Source organism: Oceanicoccus sp., from assembly GCF_029238675.1.
Lineage (GTDB): Bacteria > Pseudomonadota > Gammaproteobacteria > Pseudomonadales > Dasaniaceae > Oceanicoccus.
Genome location: NZ_JAQWFR010000024.1, coordinates 75,136 through 92,148 on the forward strand (window position 1 = coordinate 75,136; position 17,013 = coordinate 92,148).

The following is a 17,013-nucleotide window of genomic DNA, read 5'->3' on the forward strand; positions in this document are numbered from 1 at the left end:
AACTGTTCTAGCCGGGCTGGTTGTAGCTGGCTTGGTGGCCTGCGGCGGCGGCGGGTCTGGCGCGGGGCCCGCCGCCGCTGTGGAGACTGGTACCAATCGGCCCGCAGTGCCAGCCGTTAGTTCGGATGATAGTTCAGCCGTTAGTTCGGATGATAGTTCAGCTGATAGTTCAGGGACAGGCGGTAGTGCCAATACCAGTGCCAATACCAGTGACCAGTGGAGTGAAACACCCCAGCCCGGCTTTGAGGTAGTGAGTATTGATGATTGGACACAGACCAGTGTCAGGAAAGTGCTCAAAACTTTCGCCTACAATGGCTTGGCCACGGATGAGCAAATCCTGGCCTGGGCTGGTACCGCCCCGCAAACCGCTATCGCTGAAATGCTAACGTTTAGTTACAGCAATGAAAAATTGTCCCCAATGGATGGCGAGACGGCTAATTACAATGAGTCGCTGAGAACTCTGCAGGAATTCTGGAGTAGCGATGATAGTGCCAACCCCGTGCGCTGGAACTTTCGCAAGCAATATAATGTATTACTCAGCCGTCAGGCCGCCCTTAGTCCTACCAACCTTCAGCGTACCTGGGTACAAGCCGTAAGCACTCGAGGGGTTAACCCATTTCTGCATAAAATCACCTTTTTCCTGACCAACTACCAAATGGCAGTGGATTTCAGAAGCACCAAGAGCGGGATTTATACCAGTTATTACGATGCCATGATGGAGTATTTAGTCTCCGGTATTCCCTTTACTGCGGTGATTGCAGAGGCTTCAAAGTCCGCTACAGTGTCTAAGTTATACGCTCACCGTGCCAATACCTACGACAACGATATGGGGCAGTTTTCGGGTAATGACGATTTTGCCCGAGAGTACTTTCAGCTCTTTTTTAGAATTCAAGGTGAGCAAGAACATCAGGATTATCATGAATTTGTGACCATAGAAAATAATGCCCGTGTGCTGACAGGCATGGATATAGATCGCGAGTATGGTGCCTATGGTAGTGGCGCTAGCGTTGATCATTGGTTAGAGCCGATTAATTTCACTGATCATATTGATGGCAAAGGCAATGAATTAAATAATGGCACCAACCATCATGCAGGTTGTCTCGAAATTTTAAGAGAGCAAATTTGTGGCGCGACAGCGGAGGAAAAAATTGACCAGCTATCCCCGCTGGCTTCAAAGCACCCAGAGGCACTTAGCAATTTACCCATTTATATTATCGAAACCCTGGCCGATGACCGTTTAACCGAGGAAAAGAAATTAGTTATTCGTCAGGGTTGGCTGGATGCCGATGATGACTTGCTGGAATTTATAAGGTCTTACGCGATCTCTACAACCTTTCACGACAGCGATACCATTAAATATCAAAATGCTTTTGATCGAAATATTTCACTCTATAATGCCGTCGTGCTGGATAACCATGAGCTACTAACGGCACGCAAGACTCAATGGGGCTTACTGGGTTTTCTGGTTGGTCAAGGGGCTAGTCCATTCAGCCCGGCTCACGATGTGTTTGGTGGTCAAACAGGTTTAGATGCCGCTCGAAGTACTGGCTTGTTTAAAAAAGCCTATGAGGCGGTTACAGAAAATTTCGGTGAAAGCCTTACCGCTAAAAAAAATAACTATTACACAGACTCAAGTTTAGACACCGAAGTTACATGGAGTAAAGACTGGCGTAAATTGCTGGTTGCCGATGAAAACGGCGATTACATTGCCGATGAGGTGGCTAGTTTTTTATGGCAAAGAATCAACAGTGATGGACTTAAAAATTATGATGTTATCGCCAGATCCCAGATTCTAGCCTTATTGGTTCACGGCAAAGATTTTGGTTTGTTGATAACGGAGCTGGCACCAGCAGTGAGTACAGATAGTTTAGCTTATTATAGTAGCGAACAATTAACTACCGACCCAGGTCTTTTAGGTGTCATTGATATGCTGGCATCAACAAGCCTTCAATTGAATAACAATAGTAGTGCGAGCAGGGAAGAGGCTAACACCCAAATTGATTTAGCGGTTAGCTTTATTGCGGCCTTGCCTTATACCTTTGTGACCGCGGGCCAATAACAGTGAATAGACGAGAATTTAATAAGCTGTTTTTAAGTGCCTTTGCAGCAAGCGCCGGCGGGTTATTATTGCCGGCTGCAAGCCATAATTTATTCGCCGATGTGCCACAGACTGACAGACGCCTGGTCAACGTTATGCTGGAGGGGGGTGCTGACTTCAGGTTTGTTTTTGTACCAGCGCCTGATTACGACCCCACTTATGTAGAGCAATTTTGGTCTGCAAGGGCGGCCCTGTATGCTGCCGGTGATTATGCAGATTATGCATCTATGTATGACAGTGAATATATAACCGTTACTGACAGTGAGAGCGGTTTTTCTTTTGGGATTCACAAAAGCTGTGACTGGCTAGCCCAGCAGTTTACTATTGGAAACGTTGCGATAATTTCCAATGTGGTTGGTTCTAAAAATCGACGACACGATCATTCACAATTAATTGTGAATGCAGGCGATGTCACTACTGGTCGTATTGATACTGAGCGTGACGGCTGGGGAGGGCGTCTGGCCGAGACAATATCTGGTCAGTCAAATGTTGCGGCGTTAACCGAAGCGGTGTCTTTGTTTTGTAGTGGCACTAACTCTGCGGCGAGATTAGAGCATGTTTTTCACGCTATCAATTTGCGGGATATGTCACTGCCGCAGGTTAACCAGGGTGAAGATATTGCCAGCAATAGAAACGCTCTTATAAGGTCTTTGGCGGCTTATTATCATGCGCGCGGTATAGAGATAGAGTCAGAGAAAACCGCAGGGTGGCCTTATCGCCAATTCTTCAAACATCATAGTTTTCTAGATACATTTGGGGGAGATATTGAAGATGCTTTGTCCCTTGCTCCCCTGCCAGCGCTATTGCAGAACCTGAACTTAAATAACGACAAGTTCACCCAGCAGTGCCAAAATTTATACGATAGTTTTTTTATCTCGGATAAAGTTAATTCCAGAGTATTTTCATTTGATTATCGAGATTGGGATCATCACGCAGCACTTGAAGAAAAAATTACTTTGAATTTGACTGATGTCTTTTCCCTGAGTGGTGGTTTAGCTGCCGTCATGTCTGAAATGGCGTCTAATATACCAACAGCCTTTCAGGGCACCGTCTATCTGTTTGGGTCTGATTTTGGTCGTCAATTAGCAGCGAACGGCTCATCGGGTACTGATCATGGTACTGCAAGTTATTCGATAATCATCGGGCCGGCAGTTAATGGCGGTATCCGAGGAGACATGTTTCCATTGGCAGAAGCCCTGCCTGACCTCTCTGATGGCGCTGGCCGAACGCCCTTTGAAATACCCGGCACAGATATTGTCGGGGAGACCTCACTGGAGCGGGTGTTGGCAAAAGTCTGCGACTGGGTCAGTCCTGGCTCAGGCGAATTGGTTTGCCCTAATGCAGCTAGTGGCCCTCTTGAAGCTGGCGTTGATCTCAACAGCCTTTTTGGCTAGTAAATGATCAGGTCATTTGTTAAAAAAACAGTATAAATAGTGCCAAAAACTCTTCTGGCCATAGAAAGACACTCTGTGGTTAAATACCAGCAAAAATAAGTCGGGATATTTTAAGTGAGTAATAAAGTAGCTTTAATAACGGGTATTACAGGCCAGGACGGCTCCTATTTGGCGGAGCTTTTGTTAGACAAAGGTTATGAGGTTCACGGCATTAAGCGTCGAGCAGCCTCTCTGAATACAGATCGTATAGACCATATTTATAAAGACAGGCACGAGAAGGATGTCAGGTTTTTTCTGCATTATGGTGACCTCTCTGATACATCTAATCTAGTGCGTTTAGTTGGCGATATACAACCCGATGAAATCTATAATTTGGGTGCTATGAGTCATGTGGCGGTTTCTTTTGAATCTCCCGAATATACCGCCGATGTCGATGGCATGGGGGCGGTGCGTATCCTGGAGGCTATTCGCCTACTAGGGCTAGAGAAGAAGACAAAATTTTACCAGGCTTCTACGTCCGAGCTTTATGGCAAGGTTCAGGAAATTCCCCAGACAGAGAAGACGCCCTTTTATCCCCGCTCTCCTTATGCCGTGGCAAAAATGTATGCTTACTGGATAATTGTGAATTATCGAGAAGCCTATGGCATCTATGCCTGTAATGGCATTTTGTTTAATCACGAATCACCGCGACGCGGAGAAACCTTCGTAACGCGTAAAATTACCCGCGCTTTAGCTAATATCGCAATGGGCATTCAGGACACGCTGTTTTTGGGTAACATGGATGCCAAGCGTGACTGGGGTCATGCTAAAGACTATGTAGAAATGCAATGGCGTATGCTTCAACAAGATGAGCCTGAAGATTTTGTCATTGCCACCGGCAAGCAATACTCCGTGAGAGAGTTTGTCAACGTAGCTGCTGCGGAGCTAGGCATTAATATACGCTGGGAAGGCAGTGGCGTTGATGAAGTGGGTATAGTGGAGTCAGTTGATTCTGTAGATAGTGACCTAAAGACTGAACAACTTGTCGGCAAAAAGATCGTAAAAGTCGACCCCCGTTATTTCCGTCCAACGGAAGTAGAAACATTATTAGGTGACCCTTCCAAGGCTAAGGAAAAGCTGGGCTGGGTTCCCACTACCAGCTTTGAAGAGTTAGTGACTGAGATGGTGAACTTTGATCTCGATAAGGCAAAACGTTTTGCCTTGTTAAAGCACAAGGGATTTGATGTTTCTTTAACGGAAGAATAGCCGCCGATCATGGAACAGCAGTTCTAATGATCCTTTTAAAACTTAAAAAAAGTAGGTGCTAGTGTTAGATCTAACTGCCAGAGTGTTTGTCGCCGGCCATAAAGGTATGGTTGGCTCAGCGATTGTTCGTCAGTTACAGTCGTTAGGTTATAGTAATATCATCACCCGAGATAAATCAGAGTTGGACTTATTGTGCCAGCAGTCTGTGCGTGGTTTTATGCAGTCAGAAAAGCCTGAGTACGTCGTTCTGGCGGCTGCGAGAGTCGGCGGCATTCAAGCTAATAATAACTACCCTGCAGAGTTTATTTATCAAAACCTGATGATTGAGGCCAATATTGTTCATGAGGCACATAGTGCCGGCGTAGAGCGCTTGTTGTTTTTAGGAAGCTCATGCATCTACCCGAAGTTGGCAGCACAGCCAATGAAAGAGTCTGCATTATTGACGGGGGCTCTTGAGCCAACCAATGAGCCCTATGCGATTGCCAAAATTGCGGGCATCAAGCTGTGTGAATCATATAATCGTCAATATGGAACTGATTACCGATCGGTAATGCCCACCAATCTTTATGGTCCTTTTGATAATTTTCATTTGGAAAACAGCCATGTGATCCCCGCGTTACTTCGTAAATTCCATAGCGCTGTCGAAAGTTCTGATTCGACCGTTGAGGTATGGGGGTCTGGTAACGCTATGCGTGAATTCCTTCACGTGGATGATATGGCCGCGGCCAGCATTCATGTTATGTCTCTGCCAAAATATGAGTATGAACAGTCTACAGAGCCAATGTTGTCTCATATTAACGTTGGAACCGGAGTTGATGTCACCATTCGTGAGCTTGCCGAATGCATTTCCGAGATTAGCGGTTTTAAAGGTGAGATAGTTTTTGATGCGTCAAAACCTGATGGCGCGCCAAGAAAACTCATGGATGTATCTACGCTGCAAAAACTTGGCTGGCAACCGCAGTATGATTTAATGACCGGCCTTGCACATAGTTATGATTGGTTTATTAATAATCAGGCTCTTTTTAGAGAATAATAAGAGTAACAAGAGCAGGGATTAACGATCCTTGGTTGTAGTATAGATATCAACTACTAGAAAGTAACCACTATGAAAAAATTATCAGATGTTAAATTAGCCATTATTGGTTTAGGTTATGTGGGCTTGCCGCTCGCAGTTGAGTTCGGAAAGCATATACAAACGATCGGCTATGATATTGACAGTAGTAGAATCTCTGAGCTTCAGAAGGGCTATGACCGTACCAATGAAACAACGGCTGACGAGCTAGGACAATCTTCCCTTCTTGAAATAAGCAACACAAAAGAATTATTACGCACTGCAGATGTATTTATAGTCACCGTACCAACACCCATTGATGAAGACAAAAGACCTGACCTGACACCATTGAATGCGGCTAGTGAGCTGGTTGGAGATGTAATTAGTCAAGGCGCTATCGTGATTTATGAATCTACGGTTTATCCCGGTTGTACCGAAGAGTTTTGCGTGCCGATTATTGAACAATGCTCGGGATTGGCTTTAAACAGCGGTTTCTATGCGGGTTATAGTCCAGAGCGAATTAATCCCGGCGATAGGGAGCACCGTTTAACCAATGTCACTAAGATAACCTCTGGATCTACGCCTGAAGTTGCTGATTACATCGGTGAACTTTACGACACTATTGTTGAGGTTGGCACACATCGAGCGTCATCTATTAAAGTGGCGGAAGCGGCTAAAGTCATTGAAAATGTACAGCGCGATGTGAATATTGCATTAGTTAATGAGTTGGCACTAGTCTTTAAAAACTTATCTATCGATACTAATGATGTCCTAATCGCCGCAGGAACCAAATGGAATTTCTTGCCATTTCGGCCAGGCTTAGTAGGCGGGCATTGTATAGGGGTTGATCCTTATTACTTGTATACGAAATCTGAGCGTGCAGGATACAAGCCACGAATCATTTCAGAAGCTAGAGAAATTAATGAATCAATTGGCAATGTTATTTCCAGTGAAGTCATTAGCCTGATGACCCAGAAGAGAATTCATATTGTGGACGCCAAAATTCTCGTTTTGGGGGTCACTTTCAAAGAGAATTGCCCCGATTTGAGAAATACAAGAGTCATAGATATTATTCGCAGCCTGGAAAAAAATAATGCTAACGTCGATGTCTACGACCCTTGGGTTGGCCATGATGAGGAAATAAAACAACGTCATAATCTAAGCCTTGTCGAAAAACCGAAGCCTAATACATATGATGCCGTCATCCTGGCTGTTTCCCATAATGAGTTTGCCGCCATGAAGCCCGAGGAAATAGTAGCATTAGGTAAATCCCAGGCGGTGATATATGACGTCAAGAGCGTTTTGCCCAAAGATATTTGTGATGGCTGGCTGTAGTCTATTCAGCATTATTCCCCCAGCTAGTCGTGAATGCTTTATTTAGCCCAAATGTTTGAGGTCATTGGTATAAATACCATTTAGCCCCCCCTTTTCTTGAACAACGTTGGCTTGCGTGCCATATTTAGATGCTATAACTATAAAAAAGACTAAATTTGAGGCTGTTCCCACTCGAATACCCATATGACGATTTAGCGGCCCATGTTGCTTGGGCAAACTAAAGGTGTGGGTTTAGATCTTTGGATTTAAATTAGTCAGCCGATATATCGAATTATTTTCAGGAAGTATACCTATGGTCAGTAATGATAATCTAAGCTCGGGCAGCAATAATGTTGAGGGTGAAACTCCGCCTAACGAGGGCTATGTATTATTGTGGGTGCTATTAGTTGCCGCTTTTGGGTTGTTGATTATTATTTTTCAAGAAGGTCTGGGGGAAATGGTTGGTGCCTGGGATAGGGAAGAGTATAGCCATGGCTTTATGATTCCGTTAGTTGCAGCTTATCTCATATGGCAAAAGCAGCAGCAATTACCGCCATTAACTTCAAAAGGATCCTGGTTGGGTTTAATAGGTACCCTATTAGGCTTGATGGCATTTTTTATCGGAGAAATGGCAACCGTTTATGAGGTTGTTCAATACGGCTTTTTATTATGTGTTGTTAGTCTCTTTCTCGCCTTTCTAGGCTGGCGTCCTACGGCGTTGTTATGGGCAGCGTTTGTCTATTTATTATTCATGGTGCCATTGCCGCAGTTTGTCTACAAGGCACTGTCTTCGGAATTGCAGTTGATATCATCCGCCATAGGTGTTGCTGTTGTTCGTCTATTTGATATCAGTGTTTACCTTGAGGGCAATATTATTGATTTGGGCGTATATAAATTGCAAGTTGTCGAGGCCTGCAGTGGATTGAGATATTTGTTTCCTTTAATGAGCTTTGGATTTTTGATCGCTTATTTATATAAGGTTCCTGCCTGGCAAAGAGCGTTTCTTTTCTTATCGACTATACCCATTACAGTATTGATGAATAGCTTCAGGATAGGTGTTATTGGTGTCACAGTTGAGTACTGGGGCATAGAGATGGCGGAGGGTTTTTTGCACGACTTTGAAGGCTGGGTTGTCTTCATGGGTTGTCTGGGTGTATTGGTACTCGAGATGTGGTTGCTACATCTATTTTCAAAATCCAAGCTAAATATGTGGGATAAAGTGGATTTAGATATGCCCGACGAAATTATAAGCCTTTCCCAATTTAATATCAGTTGGAAAAAACAGCGTCCATTTATTGCGTGCCTGGTGTTGATCGTTACAGCTCTGCTAGGCAAACAGCTTTTAGAGACCAGGGAAACTATGACCTTGGAGCGCACAGAGTTAAAGCGGTTTCCTTTATATAACCAGAAGTGGATTGGTAGAGAGAGCTCAATTGAAAACAATGTTTTAGGAGTATTAAAACTCACAGACTATTTGATGGCTAATTATACGACCAGAACTAGTCCACTCCCGATAAATTTTTATATCGCCTACTATGAATCTCAACGCCAGGGGGCCGCCATTCACTCGCCAAGAACCTGTATTCCAGGTGGTGGTTGGGAGTTCAAAGGTCTGGATCAATTAATAATACCAGGCGTTAAGCATATGTCTGGTGAGCCACTTGAGGTAAACCGGGTATTAATCCGCAAAGATAATTCAGCCCAAATCGTCTACTACTGGTTTGAACAACGAGGCCGCAATATTACCAATGAGTATGAGGCAAAGTGGTACGTATTCTATGACTCGATGATGGACAATAGAACCGACGGCGCGCTGGTGCGAGTAACTGTGCCAGTACCTGATATTGATAATATTGAGGAGTCAGAACAGCATGGCATCAAGTTTATCCAGGATTTTTACCCGCTGATTCCCGATTATATTCCAGGCGCAAAGCTTTAATAATAATGAAAATAGATATTGATAGAGTCCATAATCGATGGAATTAATTTATAGCTTCACGGTCGCGTTGTTTTTAACCATAGCGATTATGCCTTTGCTGATCCGGTTTTCCGCGCAGTTGCGGTTAGTTGACGACCCAGGCGCCGACCGGAAAATACATGATAAGGTGATGCCCCGAAGTGGTGGCCTGGCGATTATTCTGGGTGTCTTTATCCCTTTGTTTTTGCTGCTATCAATGGATGGTTATATTCCTTATCTCTTAATTGGCAGCGGCATAATCATTCTATTTGGCTTACTGGATGATCGCACTGAGCTTAATTATAAATGGAAGCTTTTCGGGCAGTCGCTTGCCGTTGTCGTGGTAATGATGGGCGGCATAGTGGTTCATCAAATTCCATTCTTTGGTTTAGAGGCCATGCCGGTATGGATGAGCTGGCCTTTAACCTTTGTTTTTCTACTGGGGGTGATTAACGGAGTCAATTTTTCCGATGGGCTGGATGGCTTAGCTGCCGGCACCAGTCTGTTAGCTTTAGCCACCATTGCCATATTGGCTACGATTGTTGACGACCAGAATGTGGCTTTGATCTCATTGACGGTTATTGGCGGCGTGTTAGGTTTTTTACGTTATAACACTTTCCCTGCCAGGATTTTTATGGGCGATGCCGGTAGTCAATTTTTGGGTTTTATTACCGCCTGTTTAGCCATAGCCGTGACCCAGTCTGAATCTTCGGCGCTCAATACATTCTTGCCGGTTATTATTTTGGGCTTGCCGATATTAGATATTTTGCAGGTAGTACCGGTCCGAATTAAAAAAGGTTTACCACTGCCGGGGCCAGATAAAGAGCACTTTCATCACCAGCTGGTAAAACTACAATTTAAGCATCACGAAGTTGTTGGCATCATTTATCTCCTTCAAATCTTGATGATGAGCGGTGCCTATTTCCTACGATTTGAAAGCGATATTGCATTATTTTCTTTTTATATGTTGTACCTGTTAGTTGTTTTAGGCTCTTTGTATACAGCACACAGAATAGGCTGGGTGGTCAGGACGCCTCAGCCTGGAGACTCGGCCCGCGACAGGCGCAACCTGCTATTACGTAAGGTTGGGTGGGTTCATCACTATTCGGCGCCAATAGTACAGCTTGTGCTCATTCTATTCTTTATTGTCGCGCCCTTTCTATTAACAGATATGGCTTCCCAGTTTTCAAGGGCGGCGCTTGTTCTGGCCGTTATATTGGCAGTGCTGGGGGTTATTTTTAGGTCCATAGCAGCAGTGTTGACGAGGGTTTCTTGTTATTCGGTCAGCGTATTTTTAATCTATTTGATCTCTACCAATATACAAAATCCGTTATATCTGAACTATATTGACACATTCCTGGTGATACTGACGGCTTTCTTAATGCTGTCAATTAGGATGAGTCGCCAGGAACAATTCAGGCTTGATACACAGGATTTACTTATTTTACTGATGGTAGTTATAGTACCTCAGCTACCCCTTAATGTTAGCGAGGGCTTCCCCGTCGGTGAAATAGCTCTTCGCCTGGCAGTGTTAATGTATGCCTGTGAGTTTTTATTGGCTCGAGAAAGCAGGGCGCAGTTGAAATTTTTAAGCATGGGGTCAATTTTAGGCCTCTTTGTTATTGGCATAGTTACATATATATAACGTAATAAATTGATAGATTTTTGGGAGAATAGAATGTCATTGGGTAAATTTAAAAAAGCGGGTACGGCAGTATTGCTTTCTTCAATGCTGTTAGTGGCTTGTGGAGGAGGGGAAAATCGCCAGGCTGAGTATCTCAATAAGGCTCAAGAATATTTTGACCAGGAAAATTTTGATAAAGCTAAAATCGAAGTTAAAAATGTGCTGCAGATAAATCCTAATAATGCGGATGCACGCTATTTATCAGGCATGATTGCCGAGTCCAATAAGAATTTTCGGGGTGCGTTTAAAAACTTTAATGCAGCGGTAGAGATTGATGACAGCCATATAAAATCACTTAATAAGCTCGCCTCGTATTTCTATATGTCAAAGGATCTGGATGGCGCACAGGAAAAGGTTGATGCGGTATTAGCCGTTGATGCCAATAATGCAGACGCGCTGGGTACTCAGTCCGCGATTTTTGCTTCTCAAGAGAAGAAAGACCAGGCCATAGAGAAAGCACAGTTGGCGTTATCGATAGAACCAGGTCATGTGCAGGCAACGACAGTCTTGGCGGCTCTTTATGCTGAAGAGAACCCGGAATTAGCTTTAGAAACAATTACCAAGGGCATTGCCAGTCAGTCTAAAAGTGAATCTTTAAAACTTTTAAAAATTCGACTTATGGCTAATCAAAAGAATAGAGATGGAGCTATTCAGTTATTCCGGGAGCTAATTGCTGAGTATCCTGAAAATATTATCTATGTTGGCCAGTTAGCAAACTACCAGTTACAGTCAGGTGCTACTGAAGAGAATGTTGAACAACGCAAAGCAGATGCTGAGAAAACGCTAAGGGAGGCTGTTGCTACTAACTCAGAAGAAGATCAGTTTAAACTATGGTTAGTGGAATTTTTACTTAAAAATCGCGGGGTTGAAAGTGGTCGAGAGCAGCTGGAAGAATATATTTCTGCCTTGCCGGACAACTTTGCGATGCGAGATAAATTGGCCAGAGTTTATACAGATAATAAAGAGATTGATAAAGCTATCGCACTTTATCAATACGTAATTGATACTACTCCGAAAGACACCATTGCGTTGGATGCGCGTAATCGCTTGGCAGTCATAGCCATCTTACAGGAAGATAGAGAAAAAGCGGATCTGCTATTAGCCGAAATTTTTGAGCTGGAGCCAGAAAACACCGATGCATTACTTGTAAGGGCAAAATTAAAATTGCAAGAGAATGATATTGACGGCGCTATCCCCGATTTACGAGTGGTGCTAAAAAATGACCCGGAATCTGTTGAGGCGTTAACCCTCTTGGCCGTGGCCCACCAGAATAATAACTCAGCTGATTTGGCGCTGGATAATTACCAGCGCTTATTGATCATTGAGCCAAAGAATTTGCCAGCTCTTGTGGGGTCTGCTCGATTATTGATTGCCAAGGGTCAGCTTGAAGACGCGCTTTTTCAACTTGAGGCCGCTAAAGAAGTTAATGATAGTAACCCTGAGGTGGTGCAATTACTGACTAATTTATATACCCGTGAGCAGCGCTGGGATGATGCGCTATCAACCGCAGCCAAGCTAACGGAGAATAGTCAAACCATGGCAATAGGTTATTACCTGCAAGGCCGAGTCTATTTACGCCAGAAAGAATATGCTACTGCGGTTGGCGTATTAGAAAAATCTATCGAACTGCAGCCTGCAGGTGTTGAGACGTTGAGCTCATTAGCTGCCGCCTATGTGGCTTTGGAGAAAACAGAGAAAGCGATTGGTTTTGTTAAAGCCCATGCTGAAAATTACCCTGACCAGATCCATGCTAAAGAACTGCTAGCCAATTTGTATTTACGCAGTGGTGACCAGGTCTCGGCGCTGTCAGAGTTGCAGGCGGCCATTGCGCAGGACCCTGATAGAAATTCGGCCTACCTGTCTATGGCCCGAATTTATTTTGTTCAAGGCAAGCCTGAAAAAATTGAATCTCTTTATCTGGATGGCCTTAAACAAAACCCGAAAAACAACGGATTAAGATTAGCCCTTGCCGAGTACTATCAGTCTACAAAGCAACATCAGCAAGCGGTAGATAGCTATGAAACTTTACTGGCAGATAATCCAGATGCCCTGGTGGTCAAAAACAATCTAGCCGTTTTATTAATGGATCACTTTAATAGCGCCGAAACCGTGACCCGGGCGGCTGAGCTTGCGGCTGATTTGGCTGCGACGGAAAATCCTGCCTTTTTAGATACTGCTGGCTGGGTTCAATATCAGCAGGGTAATTATCCTCAGGCGGTTTCATTGTTGAGTGCAGCGATTGAGTTTGGTGGCAAAGGTGCTGATTATCATTACCACTTGGGTATGGCGTATTATAAGAGTGATATGAAACAGCAGGCTAAGGAGCAGCTAGAGTTGGCTTTGGCTGATAAGAAGGCTGATTTTGCTGGCAAGGAAGAGGCGGAGAGTACTTTGCAACAGCTGCAACCTTGATATTTTATAAAAGCTTCGCCCTGATTTCGGGGCGGACTATGACTACGCGCACTGGGTGGATGCTTAAGCGTAGTGCACAGGATATAGAACATAGAAATTATGTACTAATAACAATTTTACTGGATTACATTGCTGATTTTCTATGTTAAAAAACAGTATTAAAAACATAAAAAGCAATGTTAAAAAAATAATGAATCAAATGGATATGGATACAATGAAAAAATCAATATGCAGTCTTTCCTTTTTGTTTCTCCTGACAAGCAATATACAGGCTGCTGTTGTTTATAATTTTGCAAACCTTGTAGACACTAATCAAGGTGAGATATCGGGTGTATTGGCTGATGGCGTTACATTTCCACTGGGCAACCCGGGAGAGCAAGCCTTTCAATCATTCAGTTGGGAAAAAGAGAGCATCACCTTAACTGCGTCGGCTAGCTATAACGGTGTTGGCACTTATGACAGCAGTTATCCCGGTGCCTATGAGGCAGGTGATAATTATACCGCCTGGATCTACCTGGATGAAATAACAACAACAGGTCATGTTGGTACCATGGGTGTTTGCCATGAGGGATTGAAATACAAACAAGGGGTTGGTAACCAGTGTGATCCCAATGTCGATGACAAAGTGTCTTATAATGAAGTGATGCAGTTAGACTTTGATCAGCCAGTCGTAATTGACTTCGACAGATCCGTTTTTCGAGGTCTGCTTGAGGCTGTCATCAACCCAGAGATTGAAGTGAGTTATGATCAGGGTTTGACTTGGGGCTTTATGGATACAAGCTCACAAATTTCTGGTGATTCATTTTACTTTCGAGTAAACGAAGCTTATGCCACTGAAAGATTTGTTATTGAGAAGTTGACTGTAGCAACAGTGCCTGTACCTGCAGCAGCATGGTTGTTGGGGTCAGCTATGATTGGGCTAGTGGGAATTAAACGTAGTAGATCACGTTTATAATTCCGGTATACACCGAGTTTATATGGCCCGCCCGACAGGATTCGAACCTGTGACCAATGGCTTCGGAAGCCACTACTCTATCCAGCTGAGCTACGGGCGGAGGGCTGCTTAAACCCTGAGGTTTTTGCAGGCCACGCATCATACCTATGAACACCCATTTAGTCTACGAATCCGTCGGATATTGCCCTTTTCGGGGGCTGTTTGCCGATCGGGAATAATTAATAGCCCTTAAATTTCCGCTTGGGGCGGAAAGTGGCTATAATTCGCGCCTGTTAATCTGGCGTATAGAGAGTGAGTGATGAACATGTTAAAAAGCAATGCTGTTAAGCTGATGGGTATCTTATTATTGGGTATGGCAGTCTCTGCCCACGGTGTATCCGACAAGCAGCGCGCTGCCATTGAAGAGCGCATTGCGCCGGCTGGCAGTGTCTGTATGGAAGGGGATAGCAGCTGTGGTGCCGTAGTAGCCTCATCCGGTGGCGGTGCCAAGTCCCCGGAAGATATCTACAACACCAACTGTATGGCCTGCCACGCTACTGGCGCTGCCGGTGCTCCTAAAATGGGTGATGTCGATGCCTGGGCTGGTCGTCTGGATAAAGGTTTGGAGCAGGTTTACGCCAATGCCATTAACGGTATCAATGGTATGCCGGCCAAGGGCCTGTGTATGAGCTGTTCCGATGACGACGTTATAGCTGTGGTTGACTATATCTTCGATAACAGCAAGTAACTTACTGATCCACAATAAAAAAAGCCGCGATTGAGCGGCTTTTTTTATGCTCGCGAAGGTGGAAACCAATGGCGGGTTTTGTTAGCAAATTTGACCAGCGAAAGCATGACCGGTACTTCTACCAATACGCCAACGACGGTAGCTAACGCCGCGCCTGAGTGGAGCCCAAACAGTGAAATAGCAACGGCCACAGCCAGCTCAAAAAAGTTACTGGTGCCAATTAATGCTGCAGGGGCTGCTACATTGTGCGTTAGCCTTATATAGCGCGCTGCAAAATAAGCAATAAAGAAGATACCGTAACTTTGGATAATCAACGGTATTGCAATCATAAAAATACTTTGCGGTTTTGCTAAAATCGTTTCAGCCTGAAAGCCAAAGAGTAATAACACCGTGGCCAATAAACCTATAACAGATAAAGGCTTTAACTGATCAACAAAACCGGAAATTTGATTGTGCATAAAGCGCCGGGTTAAATAACCAGCCACCAGTGGCAGCAGCACATATAACACCACCGATAATAATAGAGTCTCCCAGGGTACAGTGATATCCGTTACACCCAATAGAAACGCCGTAATCGGTGCAAAGGCAAAAATCATAATAATGTCATTAACCGACACCTGAACCAGCGTATAGTTAGGGTCGCCCTTGGTTAACTGGCTCCAGACAAACACCATCGCGGTACAGGGAGCAACACCCAATAAAATCATCCCGGCAATATATTCATTGGCGGTTTCAGGGCTAACAAAATCGGCAAAAACAAAATGAAAAAACAGCCAGCCTAAAGCGGCCATAGTAAACGGTTTGATAATCCAGTTAACAATAAGAGTGAGGATTAATCCTTTTGGCTTTTTACCCACATCTTTAACGGCGGCAAAGTCCACCTGAATCATCATGGGATAAATCATCAGCCAGATCAGCACGGCGATTAGCAAATTAACATGGGCATATTCCCAGCTGGCAACCTGTTGAAACACCGAAGGGAAAAAATTCCCCAGCACCACACCGACAATAATACTCAGGCCAACCCAAAGGCTCAGATAGCGCTCAAAAATTCCCATTAGTTTTCTCCCAAAGCTTTAAACGTGACGGTGAGCTCTTCTCTACTCATCTTGTCTAAATCGTGACTTAATAATTTTTTGATACGGGATTGCAGTATTGCAAGGGTGTTCCGAAAGGCATCGGCAATTTCGTCATCACTGCCCTCAAGGCGGGAAGGGTCAACCAGCCCCCAATGGACCTTAATGCTTTTACCAAACCAAACCGGGCAAGTTTCCCCTGCGGCGGAATCACACACCGTAATCACCACATCAGCTTGCCAGCTTTCATGGTCATGCCAGGATTGGCTGCATAAAGTGTCGGTAGAGATATTCGCCTCGGTTAAATACTGCAGCGATAGAGGATGCACTTCTCCTACAGGCTGGCTGCCAGCGGATTTCGCGATTAGCTGGCCATCACTACAGTGATTAGTAACGGCCTCTGCCAAAATACTGCGGCAACGGTTATGGGTACAAATAAATAATATTTTCATGGGAAGCTTGTCTTGGGGGTTTAGCAGCATTGCTGTTTGCGTTCAGGGCGGTCACCCATACAGCAAAGCAGCTTGTGAGGGTCTTTGGTATAGGCTGGGTTGTTATCAGCAGTGGCTTGAATCACTTCCCTGGCCCAGGCAGGCAGGGAAGGGCTGAGACTATAGAAAATCCACTGCCCTTCACGCCGGTCTTCCAATAATTCACACTCACGGAGTTGGGCCAGATGACGGGAAACCTTGGGTTGGCTGACTTGCAGTGCTTCGGTCAGTTCGCAGACGCAAAGTTCTTTTTCCAAATGTATCAATAAGATGGACTTTAGACGGGTATCGTCTGCAAGGCATTTATAGAAGGCTAATGGGTTCACAATACATATCCGAGAAATCATATATATGGTAATTTTTATATATGTTTTTCCGCATGTCAATTCTTTCCCTTCTATACTCCATCCAGCCCCCCGTCATTCCCGCGCAGGCGGGAATCCAGTGCTGTTATTTCCGCTTTAGCGGAAATAACAGCATAAGCATGCAGGCTGGATTCCCGCCTGCGCGGGAATGACAGTCAGGCTCTGTCTATGGAGAAGCTAATCGCTTCGGCAATCCCCTTTAGCCCCTGGCTAAGCATCAACAATCGATCCACCCCCAAAGCAA

The 17,013-nt window shown here is 44.5% G+C and carries 13 protein-coding genes and 1 tRNA gene; 10 read left to right on the plus strand and 4 right to left on the minus strand.

What is annotated here, in order from left to right; translation table 11 throughout:
- Positions 1–106: 106 nt before the first annotated feature.
- From P8H32_RS08430 to P8H32_RS08470, 9 genes are all read left to right on the plus strand, one after another.
- Entirely contained in the window at positions 107–2,059 is a 1,953-nt protein-coding gene (locus tag P8H32_RS08430; protein WP_301089175.1) for a DUF1800 family protein, read from the plus strand.
- A gap of 2 nt (positions 2,060–2,061) precedes the next feature.
- Positions 2,062–3,492: a DUF1501 domain-containing protein gene (locus P8H32_RS08435; protein WP_301089176.1), complete on the plus strand. Its 1,431-nt coding sequence runs from the start codon at positions 2,062–2,064 to the stop codon at positions 3,490–3,492.
- 114 nt (positions 3,493–3,606) lie between these two features.
- Complete coding sequence (gmd, locus tag P8H32_RS08440) at positions 3,607–4,737, plus strand: GDP-mannose 4,6-dehydratase (protein ID WP_301089177.1); 1,131 nt, start codon at positions 3,607–3,609, stop codon at positions 4,735–4,737.
- 61 nt (positions 4,738–4,798) lie between these two features.
- Positions 4,799–5,770 (plus strand): GDP-L-fucose synthase, encoded by a 972-nt coding sequence (locus P8H32_RS08445; protein WP_297291162.1) that lies wholly within the window; start codon positions 4,799–4,801, stop codon positions 5,768–5,770.
- Positions 5,771–5,842: 72 nt separating this feature from the next.
- The gene (locus P8H32_RS08450; RefSeq protein WP_301089178.1) at positions 5,843–7,123 is read left to right on the plus strand and encodes a nucleotide sugar dehydrogenase; all 1,281 of its coding nucleotides are present in this window, start codon (positions 5,843–5,845) and stop codon (positions 7,121–7,123) included.
- Between the two features lie 376 nt (positions 7,124–7,499).
- Positions 7,500–9,041, plus strand: coding sequence for a VPLPA-CTERM-specific exosortase XrtD (xrtD, locus tag P8H32_RS08455; RefSeq protein WP_301089183.1), 1,542 nt, complete (start codon positions 7,500–7,502; stop codon positions 9,039–9,041).
- A 37-nt stretch (positions 9,042–9,078) separates the two neighbouring features.
- Positions 9,079–10,704 (plus strand): glycosyltransferase family 4 protein, encoded by a 1,626-nt coding sequence (locus P8H32_RS08460; RefSeq protein WP_301089179.1) that lies wholly within the window; start codon positions 9,079–9,081, stop codon positions 10,702–10,704.
- 33 nt (positions 10,705–10,737) lie between these two features.
- Positions 10,738–13,155, plus strand: a complete 2,418-nt coding sequence (locus tag P8H32_RS08465; RefSeq protein ID WP_301089180.1) for a tetratricopeptide repeat protein — start codon at positions 10,738–10,740, stop codon at positions 13,153–13,155.
- Between the two features lie 142 nt (positions 13,156–13,297).
- Positions 13,298–14,110 (plus strand): VPLPA-CTERM sorting domain-containing protein, encoded by an 813-nt coding sequence (locus tag P8H32_RS08470; RefSeq protein ID WP_297293112.1) that lies wholly within the window; start codon positions 13,298–13,300, stop codon positions 14,108–14,110.
- Between the two features lie 23 nt (positions 14,111–14,133).
- Here the strand turns inward: P8H32_RS08470 and P8H32_RS08475 are convergent.
- Positions 14,134–14,210 (minus strand) — tRNA-Arg (locus P8H32_RS08475).
- Positions 14,211–14,408: 198 nt separating this feature from the next.
- On the opposite strand from P8H32_RS08475, the gene P8H32_RS08480 reads away from it, so the two are divergent.
- Positions 14,409–14,837, plus strand: a complete 429-nt coding sequence (locus P8H32_RS08480; protein ID WP_297293113.1) for a c-type cytochrome — start codon at positions 14,409–14,411, stop codon at positions 14,835–14,837.
- Positions 14,838–14,881: 44 nt separating this feature from the next.
- On the opposite strand, the gene arsB is transcribed toward P8H32_RS08480, so the two are convergent.
- Genes arsB through P8H32_RS08495 form a run of 3 tightly spaced genes read right to left on the minus strand, consistent with a single transcriptional unit; the run spans position 14,882 to position 16,730 of the window.
- Positions 14,882–15,895 carry an ACR3 family arsenite efflux transporter gene (arsB, locus tag P8H32_RS08485; protein ID WP_301089181.1) on the minus strand — a complete coding sequence of 338 codons (1,014 nt, stop codon included), beginning with the start codon at positions 15,893–15,895 and terminating at the stop codon, positions 14,882–14,884.
- Positions 15,895–16,365, minus strand: a complete 471-nt coding sequence (locus P8H32_RS08490) for an arsenate reductase ArsC (RefSeq protein ID WP_297292419.1) — start codon at positions 16,363–16,365, stop codon at positions 15,895–15,897. The genes arsB and P8H32_RS08490 overlap by 1 nt, the downstream gene beginning before the upstream one ends.
- Before the next feature lie 20 nt (positions 16,366–16,385).
- The gene (locus P8H32_RS08495; RefSeq protein ID WP_297292420.1) at positions 16,386–16,730 is read right to left on the minus strand and encodes a metalloregulator ArsR/SmtB family transcription factor; all 345 of its coding nucleotides are present in this window, start codon (positions 16,728–16,730) and stop codon (positions 16,386–16,388) included.
- Between the last annotated feature and the right edge of the window lie 283 nt (positions 16,731–17,013).